12 protein-coding genes are annotated in these 15228 nt (G+C 40.1%); 4 read left to right on the forward strand and 8 right to left on the reverse strand.

All coding sequences use genetic code 11. The features are described 5' to 3' along the window. Positions 1-204: 204 nt before the first annotated feature. Positions 205-1923: a glycoside hydrolase family 3 protein gene (locus QWZ17_RS23840; protein WP_290307832.1), complete on the reverse strand. Its 1719-nt coding sequence runs from the start codon at positions 1921-1923 to the stop codon at positions 205-207. Positions 1924-2045: 122 nt separating this feature from the next. Here QWZ17_RS23840 and QWZ17_RS23845 point away from each other — a divergent pair, with 122 nt between their 5' ends. After that, positions 2046-2726, forward strand: coding sequence for a porin family protein (locus QWZ17_RS23845; protein WP_290307833.1), 681 nt, complete (start codon positions 2046-2048; stop codon positions 2724-2726). Positions 2727-2780: 54 nt separating this feature from the next. On the opposite strand, the gene QWZ17_RS23850 is transcribed toward QWZ17_RS23845, so the two are convergent. Next, positions 2781-3806 carry a hypothetical protein gene (locus QWZ17_RS23850; RefSeq protein WP_290307834.1) on the reverse strand — a complete coding sequence of 342 codons (1026 nt, stop codon included), beginning with the start codon at positions 3804-3806 and terminating at the stop codon, positions 2781-2783. A 268-nt stretch (positions 3807-4074) separates the two neighbouring features. Here QWZ17_RS23850 and QWZ17_RS23855 point away from each other — a divergent pair, with 268 nt between their 5' ends. Then, positions 4075-4986, forward strand: coding sequence for a glycosyltransferase (locus QWZ17_RS23855; protein ID WP_290307835.1), 912 nt, complete (start codon positions 4075-4077; stop codon positions 4984-4986). On the opposite strand, the gene QWZ17_RS23860 is transcribed toward QWZ17_RS23855, so the two are convergent. The 5 genes from QWZ17_RS23860 to QWZ17_RS23880 form a co-directional block, all read right to left on the reverse strand. Then, positions 4983-6848 (reverse strand): ABC transporter ATP-binding protein, encoded by a 1866-nt coding sequence (locus QWZ17_RS23860; protein WP_290307836.1) that lies wholly within the window; start codon positions 6846-6848, stop codon positions 4983-4985. The two genes, QWZ17_RS23855 and QWZ17_RS23860, sit on opposite strands and share 4 nt — an antisense overlap. 134 nt (positions 6849-6982) lie before the next feature. After that, positions 6983-7969, reverse strand: coding sequence for a hypothetical protein (locus tag QWZ17_RS23865; RefSeq protein WP_290307837.1), 987 nt, complete (start codon positions 7967-7969; stop codon positions 6983-6985). 437 nt (positions 7970-8406) lie between these two features. Then, positions 8407-9222, reverse strand: coding sequence for a hypothetical protein (locus tag QWZ17_RS23870; protein ID WP_290307838.1), 816 nt, complete (start codon positions 9220-9222; stop codon positions 8407-8409). Continuing rightward, entirely contained in the window at positions 9223-10215 is a 993-nt protein-coding gene (locus tag QWZ17_RS23875; RefSeq protein ID WP_290307839.1) for a glycosyltransferase family 2 protein, read from the reverse strand. Positions 10216-10250: 35 nt separating this feature from the next. Beyond that, complete coding sequence (locus QWZ17_RS23880) at positions 10251-11309, reverse strand: glycosyltransferase family 4 protein (protein WP_290307840.1); 1059 nt, start codon at positions 11307-11309, stop codon at positions 10251-10253. Between the two features lie 138 nt (positions 11310-11447). Here QWZ17_RS23880 and meaB point away from each other — a divergent pair, with 138 nt between their 5' ends. After that, a complete protein-coding gene (meaB, locus tag QWZ17_RS23885) occupies positions 11448-12332 on the forward strand; it encodes a methylmalonyl Co-A mutase-associated GTPase MeaB (protein WP_290307841.1) in 885 nt (294 codons plus the stop codon). A 5-nt stretch (positions 12333-12337) separates the two neighbouring features. On the opposite strand, the gene QWZ17_RS23890 is transcribed toward meaB, so the two are convergent. Further along, positions 12338-13627, reverse strand: coding sequence for an aminopeptidase P N-terminal domain-containing protein (locus QWZ17_RS23890; protein ID WP_290307842.1), 1290 nt, complete (start codon positions 13625-13627; stop codon positions 12338-12340). A gap of 150 nt (positions 13628-13777) precedes the next feature. On the opposite strand from QWZ17_RS23890, the gene QWZ17_RS23895 reads away from it, so the two are divergent. Next, complete coding sequence (locus QWZ17_RS23895) at positions 13778-15121, forward strand: OmpA family protein (protein WP_290307843.1); 1344 nt, start codon at positions 13778-13780, stop codon at positions 15119-15121. Positions 15122-15228 lie beyond the last annotated feature (107 nt).

The raw sequence follows: 15228 nt of genomic DNA on the forward strand, positions 1-15228 counted from the left end.
AGCACAAAGGCTTGTTTGTAATGATATTAACAAATTGAAACAACTATTAAATTAGAATGCAACAGCCCTGCTCTTGAGAGGGGGCGCGCCGGAATGAGCGATGGCAGGGGTGTGTTCTGCGGCGTTCTTACTCGCATGCACAGTAACACACCCCTCCGCCCCTCTCAAGAGGGGAATCGCACATGCCCTTGCTTTTTATAGCCCCTACAACCCTGTCCCCGTAGGGAAAAACACATTCACACTCACAGGCAGCTTACCTGTCGGTTTCAAATTACCGGTTAACACTTTAGCCACCGCCTTTTGCATTTCGGGGCTGTTTTGGTAGCAAACCATCAGCGCGTTGCTTTTTTCAATACCGGGCAGACCGGCAATGGTGTAGGCATTGGCAAATACACTCATGGTGGTATTGGCACGACCGGCCAGGTCGGCAATCATTAATTTTACGTCGCTTGTATAATTCAATTTGCTTGCCGGGCGCAGGCGCGAATCATGGATGCCCACTATCACCTGCTGGTATTGGCTTAATAAACTCAAGATGTTTTTCAGCTCAACAGGCGCGGCATCCTTATCAACCATAAATATTTTACAGTTGGGGAAGCTTTTAGCTGTTTCCTGCTGAAAAACAGTTGGCGATGATACGCCGATACTCAGTATAGCCGTTTTTAAAAAAGGGTTAAGTTTTAATGCCGATGGATTGCCTTTTATCAGCGTTACCGATGCATCACTCAATTGCTGCACCAGGTCTTTAGCCTCGGGCCTGCTTAAATCTGCCACCAGGTTATTGGGCGATGCCGGTTTGTATTGATTAAGCCCTGCCCAGTATTTGGCAGCTAATACTTTTTTTACCCGGGCTTCAAACTCCGCTTTGCCCACCTTACCCTGGCGCACCGCTTTACGGATGAGTTTGATGGCACGATCGGAATTTTCAGATAGTTCTAAAATATCGTTCCCGGCAATAAATGCGCGAACATCGGCTTCGCCATTGGGAAAGTATTTTACAACTCCTTTCATTTCCATGGCGTCTGATACCACCAGCCCTTTAAATTTCAACGAATCTTTTAAAATACCGGTGATAATAGGGCGCGACAATGTTGAAGGTAAATGCGTGGTGGTATCCAAAGCGGGGATGCTCATGTGCGCTATCATCACACCGCTGATGCCGGCGTTAATAGCTTCGCGAAAAGGATATTCTTCTAACGAATCTAACCGTTTGCGGGTATAAGGCAGCAAAGGCAAATCAAAATGCGAATCGACATTGGTATCGCCATGCCCGGGAAAATGTTTAGCGGTAACCAGTAAACCAGCATCCTGCATCCCCTTCATGTAAGCGATGCCTTTTTTGGCAACGTTATACATATTATCGCCAAAAGAGCGGTAGTTGATCACCGGGTTATTAGGGTTGTTGTTGATATCCATATCTGGCCCCAGGTTCATTTGCAAACCTATTCGCTTAAAATCATAAGCTATTTGCTGGCCCATTTTATAAATAAGGTTATTGTCCTGTATAGCGCCCAGCGCCATTTGGTACGGATATGATATCGTCGAATCTAAACGCATGCCCAGCCCCCACTCGCCATCCATAGCGATCAGCAAAGGCACTTTGGCCAGTTTTTGGTACTTATTGCTCAAATCTAACTGCCTGCCGGGGCCTCCCTGAAAAAATACCAGGCCGCCAATTTGCTGGTCTTTAATTACCTGCCCTACCGAATCTTCATAAGCCTGCCCCTTATTGGTATGCGCCCGCACAAAAAGCAACTGGGCTACCCGATGCTTGCGGCTTAATTTACTATAAACAGAATCGACCCAATGGTTTTGTTTATCAAGGCTTTGAATATAGCTCTCCTGTTGGGCAAAGCTTTTTACAGCGATAAAATTGATAGCGGTAAATAAAAACAGGGAAGTATAAAATTTATGTTTTGGCATGTTCAAATGTAGTGTAAATGTTGTTTTTGCCCGGTGATGGCCATACAATTATTACAAAAATTACACCGCGAATAAACCTTTGCTATAATTTTTAATCTATGAGAATATAAAAACATACTAACATGAAGAAAATAATCTTTTTTGCACTCTGCTTATTTGCAGCATACACCGCCAGCGCGCAGGGATATTATGGGCCGCCACGCCGCAGGCCGCCATACCGGGGCGAGCGCCATGAACGTCGCCAGCGCGACGATGATTTTTATCGCGTTAAAGTAGGCGTAACCGGCGGCTTAAATATTGCCAATACCATTGATGCCAATAACGCCAATTTCAGTACTGATGCTATCGCGAGTTTTAACGCGGGTTTAACCCTTGATATCCCTATCGCCTACCCTATTTCGTTTGCACCAGAGATTTTGTATTCGGGCAAAGGCTATGCCGCCAACACCGAGTATGGCAGGTTTACCCAGCGCACCAATTATGTTGATGTGCCTTTGTTGTTAAAAGTTAAACTGGCACCAAACTTTAACTTTTTGGTTGGCCCATCTATCAACTTTTTAACATCAACCAATAACAAGTACGAAGATGGTTTTCAAACCGAATACGAGCATTTTTATAACAACCGCGGCGATCATACAGATATCAGCGGCGTTATCGGTCTGAGTGTTGACCTAAGCAGAAATGTGGAACTAAGGGGCCGCTATAATATCGACCTCACCTCCAGCAACCCTGATAATGACTCTTACTTACCTAATTACCGCAACCAGGTGTGGCAAATTGGTTTAGGATTTAAATTTCAATAATTAAAATTGCCCTTGATTAAAAAAGCCGCCGCGGGATTGCCGGGCGGCTTTTTTTTATGCCTTTATAAATACCTTTTTTACGGCAATTTCAAAATCTGTACGTTCAATATACAGCGCTTTTCGATAAAACTCAAAATCGGTTACCAGGTTATCATAGTTTTCAAGGCATTCGTTAATCCGCGCTATGATTGCCGGAATCTGGTCATCCTTTTTATTAAAGCGATATCGTTCAGGAATTGGCATATCTTCGGCATAAGCTGCCGAACCGTTTTTACCAATAATCATGCAACAACGCATAATGCAGGCTTCGCGGGGCATGCGTTCTTTGCCGGGGTGAAAACCAAAATCTACATATAATTTAGCCTTGTTCATTGCAGCCGCCACCTGGGCCGGCGTCATGTTTTTTATAGGCACCCAGTTTAAGGTAGGCGTAAGACTGATAATCTGCTCCAAAAACCCGTCATTTTTTACAGGGTTGTATATCACGATGCTTTCTTTAGGAGTATTTTCATCAACACTATCAAAAAAAGCGCTGTTCATGTAGTCAGAAATTCGGCCTACCGGGTTGATCCCCTGCTCCTGCAAATGCACCTGCGAATAGTAAGAATGGCTGATATGCCATACATCCCTACGTCGCTTAAGCCTACCGAATGATGCCGTTGGGAAAAGGCCTAAAGAGTTTTTCAGCTTAAAAAACTTTTTGTGTTTAAAACTATCAAGCAAACCTTTTTGGGTAATGTGGTAGTTTACTACACTTAACCACCAAATCACTTTCCTGATTTGTTTATAGCTATCCTCAAAAATGGGATATAAATGTGTTTCGGGCAAAACAATGATGTGATGAGCCTCATTTTCAACCATATCGACTACCGGCACCTGGTATTTTTCATAGTTTTTATGCACTATATCCACACTATCGGGCGTGGCGTAATAATACATCAGCGCGTTAAAACCCATCAGCTTTAGCTGCTCGCCCAACTGGTGCAAGGCTTCGGGGCCACCGGTTGCATAACCGGCCGGGCAAAACAGGTAAATTTTTGTTTCGGGGTAACAGGTTATATGATCAGGATGTTGTTTCAAAATAAGGTTATTGTATTATATTAATTACAACGCACTGTTTTTACACCAGTTACGTTTTTATTGCAAACAGCAAAACTCAACAACTGTACGGTAGCAACCAATACCCGGTTCAGTTTTAATTAAAAAATAATTTTTATCGTTATAAACTGTTGCATATTAACAAAAACGCACGTAATTGATTAAACAGGAATAAAAATTGTATTAAAACGCAGGTTTTATCCGTTACACTACCAAAGGTTGATTTTTTACCGGGAAAACAATATTATTTATGATCTCCATCATTATATCATCGGTTAATAGCGCTCTTTTACAGCAGGTAAGCAATAACATCGACGCCACCATAGGCGTGCCGTACGAAATAATAGCTACCAATAACAGCTTAGGCCAGCAAGGCATTTGTGAGGTTTACAATAAAGCGATGTTTAAGGCACAGTATGATATTTTATGCTTTATGCATGAGGATGTATTGATAAAAACTAAAAACTGGGGAGCTACCCTGGTAAACTTGTTTAATAACGATAAGAGATTAGGCCTGGTAGGCGTGGCAGGCAGCAGTTACAAGCCAGTTACCCCTTCTGGCATTGGAGGTGTTGGCATCAACACCTATTACAGCAATCTGATACAATCATTTAAATATAAAAAGGGAAGATCAAGGCACGTGTACAGCAATCCCGATAATCAACCACTGGCAGAGGTGGTGTGCGTTGATGGGGTTTTTATGGCCACACCTAAAAATATTGCAGAAGAGTTTATGTTTGATGAAATTACCTTTAAAAAATTTCACGGCTATGATATCGACTTCTCTTTATCGGTAGGCCAAAAATATAAGGTATCTGTCACTTTCGATATTCTTCTAAACCATTTTTCTGAAGGGTTGTATAATGACGCCTGGATGGAAGAGAATTTAAAGCTCCATAGCAAATGGAGTATGCATTTGCCGGTAAACGTAAGCTCGTTTACACAGCAGGAGCTGGTCTATATAGAAAAATGTACTTTTAAACGTTTTATAGACCAGCTTATCAAATTTAATTATCCTATTTCAACAGCTTTTAAAATGCTCTGGAAAAACAAAAAGTTTTTCCAGATTAATGTTAAGCTTTTTTTGAAGCTCAAGTTTTATATATTTAAAAAATATCTGGCATTTAATAACAGACCTGTAGTACCTATCGAAACTTATTAACTGTTAAATGCCTGCATATCTATCAATCTTTTATAAACACTATTGTTTTGTAATAATTGAAGATGTGTACCTTGTTCAACTAATGTTCCATTTTCAAGTACAAGGATAAGGTCTGCGTTTTGAATAGTACTTAACCTATGTGCTATGATGAGGGAAGTACGATTTTTCATCAGGTTATTTAACGCTTCCTGAACCAGTTTTTCAGATTCGGTATCCAATGCCGATGTGGCCTCATCCAACAACATAATTGGTGGGTTATTTAAAACAGCGCGTGCTATACAAATACGTTGTCTTTGCCCTCCTGATAATTTTGTGCCACGGTCGCCGGTATTAGTTTGATAACCTTTTTCGGTATCCATGATAAAGTTGTGTGCATTGGCAATGCGCGCGGCTGCTTCTACTTCCTGTTGCGTTGCATTTGTTTTGCCAAAAGCTATATTATTGAATATGGTATCGTTAAAAAGAATTGATTCCTGGTTTACTACTCCCATCAGCGCCCTTAACGATTCCATGGTTACCGACTGTATATCTAAACCATCGATAGATATTTTTCCGGCTTTGGGCTCAATAAACCTCGGTAACATATCCATCAGGGTTGATTTACCCCCGCCAGAAGGCCCAACGAGAGCTACTGTTTTTCCTGCAGGTATAGAAAGGGTTAGATTTTTGAGTACCAATTTATCCGCATCATTATTAATGTCTTCCGAGTCCTCTTTTGCTACTGGTTTATTTTGATACGCAAAAGATACGTCCTCAAACTTTATACTCTCTTTAAAATCCTTAATAACCGCGGCGTTAGGATGGTCATTTATAAGCGGCTTTTCGTCTATAAGAGCCAGCACCCGCTCACCGGCAGCAATACCTGAATGGATGTTACTAAAGGAATCTGAAATAGCTTTTGCCGGGCGCATAATTTGCGAAAACATAGCTATGTAAACTATAAAATTTTCGGCAGTTAATGAACCCTCATGATTAATGATTAATGAACCGCCATACAATACGATGCCGGCAACCATCAAAACCCCTAAAAATTCTGAAACAGGAGAGGCCATCTGCTGCCTTTTGGCCATTGAGCGTGTTATACTCGAATATTTCTTATTCTCCTGGTCAAACCTGTTTTTTATAAAAGAAGTAGCATTAAAAGCTTTGATGATCTTGATGCCAGAAAGCGCTTCATCAAGGTTACTGATCATATTGCCATACGTTTGCTGCGATTCTTTAGCTTGCTCTTTAAGGCGTTTCACTATCCTTGAAATTACAAAAGCCGAAACCGGTATCACCAGCATAGAGAACAGTGTAAGCTTAACCGATATTACAAATAAAGTTACCAGGTAAAACAAAAGTTGGAAAGGCTCTTTAAATGCTACCTGCAAAGTTCCGGTAACAGAAAATTGAACTACCTGCACATCGGCAGAAATTTTTGAAAGGATATCCCCCTTGCGTTCATTATTAAAATACCCAAGGTGCAGGTTCATTACGTTGTTAAAAACGGTGCGGCGCAGGTTAAGTAAAGTATAAATGCGCAGGTTTTCCATAATACGTTGCGAAAAATACCTGAATATATTACTCAACAAAACCGAGGTTACTATGGCTACGCAAATAAATTTAAGCGCCCCTAAAGTTCCGTATCGTAAATTAGCTTCCTGGGCAAAGTAGTTTAAATCGTTGAGCGGGTTCCACCAGTTTTCAGGTCTAATAAGGGCCTTCCCCGCGTTTGGCGAAAAAATAGCTTTTAACATTGGCGCAAGCAGCGCGTAGTTTAGGGTATTAAATATGATGGATAGAAGCGTTAATATGAAATATGGGGCGGCGAATTTTCCAATTGGCCTGGCAAAAGAAAGAAGCCTGAAATAAGTTTTCATTTAAATTATATAAAATGCAAAACTATCACTAATTACCATTTATATCTTAATGTTTATGTTTTTAAAGCTATTAAACAACAAAGGCCTCTCTTATAGTAAGCGAGGCCTTTGTTGTTTAATAACGTTTTTATCAACTACCAGGATACGTTGGCTGTGTAGGTACTTTTACCATCGGTATTCCACGGTGGTAATACATTAGCATAATAGTTTCCTGTTAAAGTAACGGTTATATCAGGTCTTGATGCTTGAAATGTGCACAAGGTGTAATCAAGCTTTGTTATATCGGTTTCAGATAAATTTATGTTTGAACCATTTACATAACTTAAAGTCCCGTTACCTGTGTTAAAAAAAGCAACCTGGAAATTCATACCGGTTATCTTTTTTTCGTATGATTCTGTAGAAGTAGCTATCCAATTTCCGGGTTTGTTACCTCCTAAATATTCCTGTTTTATACGGGTACGTACGTAACATATTGACGTTTGGCCGGCAGATTCAACATAATTGAATATCTCAAACACAAATTTACGTTGGCTATTAGGATCGCCGTTTCTTAAAAATTGATGCTGATAGCGTGCGTCAGTTCCACCGCCTGAAAGCGATGTACTCTGTGTAGAAAGAGAACCCGATTTAACAGCCGATGACGTGTTTACGGGCACAATACCTGCTTTAAATTTCAATGCGGCAATTGATGGATCTGTTTTAATTTTTGCTAATAATGCTTCATCGTTATTCGGGATGAGGTATTTGTATCCATTATTAAAATAAACAATGGTATCTCCTATCATATACTCGCCCTTATTGTTTAAAATAGAGCCATAAAAAGCAGGAAAACCAAATCTATCATACGATTGAGACGCCGATGAATCGCTTCTTAAAGAGGTGAAATTAAAGTCTTTTTCCCAGTTTGTTAAGTAATTAAGGTCTTTGTTAAGCAATACGCTTGCTGTTTCATTATAAGCGCTACTGTTTTTAAACACCAACCTACCGTTTTTGCTGGTAACTGATGCTGAAAGTACTTGATTTTTAGTTTCTGTAGCAGAGTGATTTTCTTTCTTGCAGGAAAAAAAGATTGTTGTTGCAACAAGGGCAACAGATAATTTAATAAGCAGGATTTTTTTCATAATAGTTATTTATTTATTTCGATAAAGATAATAAAAACAAATAAATAAGAAATTATTTAATAATAATAAATAGTTAAGAAACTATTATTTCAACAATAAGGCTTTTAAGCTAAACAATTATTGTAGCTTAAAGGAAGATTGTATTTAAAGTGAAAGAGCCTGCGAAAAAAAAATCGAAATGTTTTTTTTATTCACACCCATTCAAAACACATAGAAAAGAGCCTTTTTTAAGAAAAAATACGAGATTGGGCGATGCGACAGGGAAACCTTGTGTAACAGACAGCAAAAGTGATCAATTAAAACTTACACTCCGCCACCTTCAACAATTGATCGCTACAACAAGGTAAATAGGCCCAAAAATGACTACATAGTTAATATATAAGGAACTAACTCGTTATTAAGCGATAAAATACCATTAATAAGAGCAAAATACTTTATTATAAATTTAACTTGAATTTTATTTCCTCAAGTGTTTTATTAACGCGTCTAAACACCCGCGTATGAAACATTATATTTTTAAACTTTGACCCCGATATGTAAAACCGCGCTATGGTAGTATTCACATAACGCCCCTTCATAAACCGCGTGTACTTATCCTTTACGCGTTTCAAAATATCATGGTATGATTGATCAACCTTTCCTTCGCTTTTATGAAGCAGTAAAAAATCAATTACCCAGGCAGAATATCCCAGGTGGCCAGCCACCATACATAAGTCAAAACCGTATAAATGATATCCCCCAATATCTCCGGAAAGAGCAAGGTTAGCGCTGTTTTTTACCAGCATAAAATTTTCGTCGATACAGCCTACCTCTTGCGGCACCGTTCCCTGCATATCAATTGTACCATCTGGATAAGCTACTTTGATTGCCAGCCGCTTATATAAACGATTGGCCCCGCCCGCGTTACCCAACACACCCCACTTTGCATCCCTGCCATCCATAGCAGCTATCTGGTCATCCAATAATTGTTTACTGTTTTTGTTAATCAGCAATATATCCTGGTGGCATAAAATAATATATTGCCCGGTTGCTTTTTGCAAAAATGAATTGATGCCCTGGTAGGCATCCATCTTGTTAATTTCACTGTTATCAACCACCAGGTATTCGCAAATATCGGTAGTAAAACCAGCGTCAATAAAGGAATTAAGCATCTCCAGGTATTCGTCCCTACGGGTTACAAGGGTGCAAATAGAATACCTGTATTTATAAACCGGCTGTTCAATTTGTTGTATAAAATTTGGCAGCAGGCTCATCTATTCAGTTGTTTTAAATTTCGTATCAAGTGATTTTTTAATATTCTCTTTAACTTTAATATAGGGTATATATTGTTTTTTACCGGTGGCCTCCTGGATAAACTGGTTTTTATATGCCTTCATTTGCGGCAGCTTTCGAATATACAACTGCCATGCCTTGTAATAATATAGCTTGCCGCTAACCCAGCGCACCGCAAGGGATAAAAAAGTAATAACAGACCACAAATATAAGCGCCAACCTTGCAAATGAAAGTAATGCAGCAACAGCTTATTACGGGTAACAATAACTTTAATTTTATTTTTTGAACTATGCGCCTTTATAGTTGCCGATACCGCGTGCCAGCATACCGCGTTATTTTCGTAATAACACTTAAAACCACTTTCCCAGGCTCGTAAGGAAAGATCAAGATCTTCATGATAAAACGGCGAAAAGATTTCATTAAAGCCACCCAGCTCAATCAACTTATGCCGATCTACAAGAGCATTGCCCCCGCTTAAATAAAAAGTGTAAACATCATTGTTGCCGGTGAGCGGCAAATTTTTAATATGATTAATTTTAAACGTGGATGTCTTAGGATATTTACAGGCTTCGGCCATTTGGTTTGTACCCTCATCAAGTACCAATCCCATTACGCCGAAGGTGTCGGCTGAGGCAAAATATTTCAGCTGATGTTCAAAATAATTCTCACTGAGCTTTATATCGCTGTTTAATAACAAAACAAGATCGTAGGAGGCGGCCGCTATCCCTTTGTTAATATTAACGGAGAACCCGCCATTTTTAGCGCTTTCAATCAGGATAACCTGCGGATAGTGATGTTGTAAAAATGCAACGCTATCATCTACAGACGCATCATCGGGCACAATAACCTCATAGCTGCACCTACTGACCTTTAACGCGGCATATATAAAAGGTAGATTTTTATCCAGCAGACTTTTCCCGTTATAGTTAGGGATAACTACAGAAATTCCCGGCTTACCATTATTAATTTGCATGGATGTTTCCTTTTGTTTTGATTAATATAAACACGTTAAACCGAAAGGCATTCCGCATACAGATTAAGGTATTGTTCGGCCGTTTTTGCCCAGTCGAACTTTGACGCACGAGCTATGATATCCGCCTTAAGGGTATCATCTGCCTGATACGCTGCCATCCCTTTTAAAAATGTGGCCTGCATTGTCGCCGGTTCAAAATTATCAAAATACCAGGCTACATCGCCCCCAATTTCGGGCAACGAAGTGTGGGTTGATAAAAATACGGGCTTACCAAAATGCATCGCCTCAATAACCGGTAAGCCAAAACCTTCAGCAATCGACGGAAACAGGAAAGCTTCGCAATTTTGATAGTACCAGGCTTTGTCGTCATCGCTTACCAGGTTAGTAAAAACCACACGATTTGTGCAATTATACTTTGCTGCCTCTTCCAGTATTTTTTCCTGGTAGCCGGTTATTTTCCCGGTAATAACAAGCTCATAATCGTTACCCTCCAGCAGGGCCGGTAATACATGAAAATTCTTTTTTGCCGACATACTGCCGATGGTAAACAAAAACTTTCGAGCGGGCTTATGGGCTGGTTCGTGGCCTTGCGGCACCATCAGTTTATCCGCGCCATTGTATATCACGGTGATTTTTCCGGCTGCTTCGGGGTAGTATTGCTTTACGTCGCCTGCCACAAATTCAGATATGGTTACAATCCTGTCGCAGGCTGCAATGTAGCCACCCAGTCGGTTAATGTATTTTTTATACCTACGCGGAGACCTGTTTTTTTCATGCACGGGGTTCATGTCATGAATGGTTAATATCTTTTTACCGTTTACCCGGCGTGGATTTAGCTTACAATACTGGTTTGTAAAGTGCACCAGCCCAAACTTATTATAAGCCGGAAAAAAGGCTTTGTGCAGCAACAATTTGGTTATGCCGTTTTTTAGCTTTTCAAAGCTATAAATAGCCTTGGGATGCAAATATCCCCATATATTAAATTGATTGTTGCCTTGCTTCAATAACTCCTCGCCCAGGCTCCGTTCAAAAAAGAACAGCCCGGAGGTTGCACGTTTCAAGGAGTCGAAAGTAATGAGGATGCTGGGTTTCAAACGTGCTTGCTGTTTAATTTTTGTGGATGATTTTATAGTACCGAACGCAAATATACATTTTTGATACTTGATGAATAACGGCATACCAGGTACACTTATGTTACACTTACATAAATGCTTTATATTTGTTTCACCGTTATGTATAACAGCAAGGCCACCATTTCATCCATAAACTTTAAGCAGGTTGCACGTGCTTTAACCATTGTTGAAAATGACCTTACCGAAAGTGCAGAACTCCTGAAAAACCTCACATTTAATAAGCCGACGCCTATAATTGGCATAACCGGTCCGCCGGGAGCAGGCAAAAGCACATTGGTTAATGAACTGATCAACAACCTGCTTAAAGAAGGCAATAAGATAGCAGTTCTGGCTATCGACCCTACTTCCCCTTTTAATTTTGGGTCATTATTGGGCGATAGGATCAGGATGGCGTCGCATTTTAATCATCCTGATGTGTTTATCCGCTCGTTGGCAACCCGGGGTTCGTTGGGAGGCTTATCCGTCAAAACCATTGAAATGGCCGATGTATTACGCGCCGCGGGCTTTGATTATGTGCTGATAGAAACCGTTGGCGTTGGCCAATCAGAAGTAGAGATCACCGGCCTGGCCGATTTTACACTGGTTGTACTGGTACCCGAGGCGGGCGACGAAATTCAACACATCAAATCGGGACTGATGGAAATTGCCGATGCCTTTATCGTCAATAAAGCCGACCGTGCCGATGCCGACATTTTTTTTAACAACCTTAAAAAAATAACCTCGCAAAATAAAGAAGAGCAAACGCAGATCTTTAAAACAGTGGCTTCCCAAGCTATTGGCATCGATGAGGTTACCGCCTTCATCAAATCATCAGCCTCCCAAAAAAATCAACGCAGGGAGTTGTTACTTACCCAAAAGGCCTACCAGCTTATCCAGCATAAGTTAACCCGACATATTGATAAAAAAAAGCTTCAGCATGCAATTGCCGAAGCTTTAAATACCGAAGGATTTAACTTGTATAGCTTTGTAGATGGCTACCTGTAAGTTGATTAGCTATTCATGATCTCCTCAATATGATCGGCCTCTATAGGAATGCCGGCCATCAAATCGCGGTTACCATCGGGGGTAATTAAAATATTGTTCTCTATCCTGATGCCCAAACCTTCTTCCTGTATGTAAATTCCCGGTTCGCAGGTAAGTATGTTGCCCACCTCAAAGCTTTTATAACGGCTTGCAAAATCATGCACATCCAAACCCAGGTGGTGCGAGGTGCCATGCATAAAATACTTTTTGTATAAAGGGTTTTTAGCATCCTGTTTGGCAACATCGTGCTTATCCAATAGGCCAAGGCCAATAAGTTCGCTGGTCATAATTTTACCAACCTCATCCTGGTAATCGTTTAAAACAGTACCGGCCACTATCATACTGGTAGCCTGGCGCATAACGCGTAAAACTGCATCATAAACAGCACGCTGACGTGGGGTAAACCTGCCGTTAACCGGCACGGAGCGGCTCATATCGGCATTGTAATTTGCATACTGGGCGGCCCAGTCAAACAATATCACGTCGCCGTCATTACATACCTGGTTATTATCAACATAATGCAATACAATAGCGTTTTTACCCGATGCTATAATTGGGCTGTACGCATGCCCGGTAGCACGCTGCCTTAAAAACTCATGTGTGATTTCGGCTTCTATCTCGTATTCGGTAACACCAGGTTTTAAAAACTTTAATACCCTCACAAAAGCGTCGTTGGTAATATCGCAGGCCTTTTGGGTAAGCTCAACTTCTATCTCTGATTTTACCACACGCAAATCGCGCATCACCAGGGCCGCACGCTCATAATGATGTAATGGATACTTTTGCTTTAAAGCTTCGTACATCCGCATATCGCGGTAAGGCACCGTATGCGCGTAGCGGTCGTTTTCGTTTGTGTTAATGTAAATATTTTCGGCGTAGTTAATAATGCTATGTAAAATGGTATCATATTCATGCAGCCAGTGAACACTCTCAATACCAGATGTTAACCTTGCTTCTTCTTTGGTGTATTTATGACCCTCCCAAATAGCTATGTGTTCATTGGTTTGTCTTAAAAAAAGTACTTCTCTGTAGGCTTTATTAGGACAATCTGGATACAGCACCAATATACTTTGTTCCTGATCTATCCCTGTAAGATAAAAAAAATCGGGATTTTGTTTAAATGTATAAAGCTGATCGCCACTAACCGGAAACTCGTCATTAGCATGAAAAATAGCTATCGAATTAGACTTTGTTCGCGAAACGAAATTTTTTCTATTATTTGTAAATAAGGCGTTTGAAATTGCTAAATATTTCATTATTAAGGGTTGATTATTTTATTAAATCAATTTTTTTTGCTTATTTGTGTAACTATTACAATTTTTTGGAACAATGTTTGGTCATGGTTTCAAACATAATTACTAAATTTGAAAAAAAATCACAATTAAAATCGTTTAATCTTAAAAACTATGAATTATTCTACATTAAAGAAAACAGTAGCATTGTCATTTGCTTCTTTGATGGTAGCTGGTATGGTTAACGCCCAAACCGACTCCGCAAAGACAACATCTACCGGCAAATTGTTTGGCGGTATCGGACAGTACAACACCTTCAGTATCGGCGCCAGCGTTGGTATCACTGATGGATTGGTGCCTTTCACCAATAACACCACAACCAAGTTTAAAGCCGAATTAGGCTATGGCTTATCATTAAGGCAACAACTTTCACACACTTTTAGCTTACAATTAGATTACTTAGGTGGTAAAGTTCATGGAGTTGATGATGCTGCAAACTCTACACCGGGTCAATCAGTAACCAGCACTTCAAAATTTGGTATATCTGAGTACAGAACCAGCTTTAACTCTGGTGCTTTAAGCGCAGTATTCAACATTGCAAGTGTAAGCTTCTTACACCGTGCAAACAGTGTTAACTTTTATACTTCTGCAGGTTTAGGTTTAGACTTTTACAAAGTTAAAAGCAACACTTTAGCTAATGGTACAGTACAAACTTTGCCATTTGGTGATAAAAATGTTAAAGAATTATTTGCTCCTGTAGGTGCTGGTGTTAAATTCAAACTAAGTGACGCGTTAGCGTTAAACTTAGGTTACACTATCAGCTTTGTACAAGGTTACAACTTTGCAGGTATAAGCACTTACCCTACATTTAGCCACTACTCATATACTTACGGTGGTTTAGAGTATACTTTTGGCTCAAGCTCAAAGAAAAACTTAGAGTGGGTAAATCCAGTAGCTGTAATGTATGATGAATTATATGACGCTGCATTACGTCAGGAAGTTGAAGCTTTAAAAGGTCGTGTTACCAACGTTGAAACTGCTGTTAGCGACTTGAAAAAAGATTCTGACGGTGACGGTGTTGCTGATCAATTTGACAAATGCCCTGGTACTGCTGCAGGTAGCGTAGTTGATGGTTCTGGTTGCGTTATCGTATTCCCTAAACCAGTTGATACTGTTGCTGCTCCTAAAGCCACTGCTTACTCAAACATCCAGTTTGAATTTGATAGCTCAGTATTACGTACTTCATCTTACCCAGTGTTAGATGCTACTTCTGCTGATTTACGTTCATCTGGTAAAGGTGTTGAAGTTGACGGTTTCGCTTCATCTGAAGGTACTGCTGCTCACAACTTATCTTTATCAAAAGACCGTGCTAACTCTGTAAAAACTTACTTAGTTAACTCTGGTGTTGATGCTAAAAAAGTAAAAGTAAAAGGCTACGGCGAAACTATGCCAATTGCTGATAACTCAACTGAAGAAGGTCGCGTTACTAACCGTCGCGTTCAATTCAAACAAAAATAATTTTTAATTAAAATATTATTTGCGAAGAGGCTGTATCATAAATCATGGTACAGCCTCTTTTTTATTTGACAAAGGGCAAAGAATAGATTATCTATGCCTTGTTTTAA

Origin of the sequence: Mucilaginibacter flavus (genome assembly GCF_030409315.1) — a bacterium.
Classification (GTDB): Bacteria; Bacteroidota; Bacteroidia; order Sphingobacteriales; family Sphingobacteriaceae; genus Mucilaginibacter; species Mucilaginibacter flavus.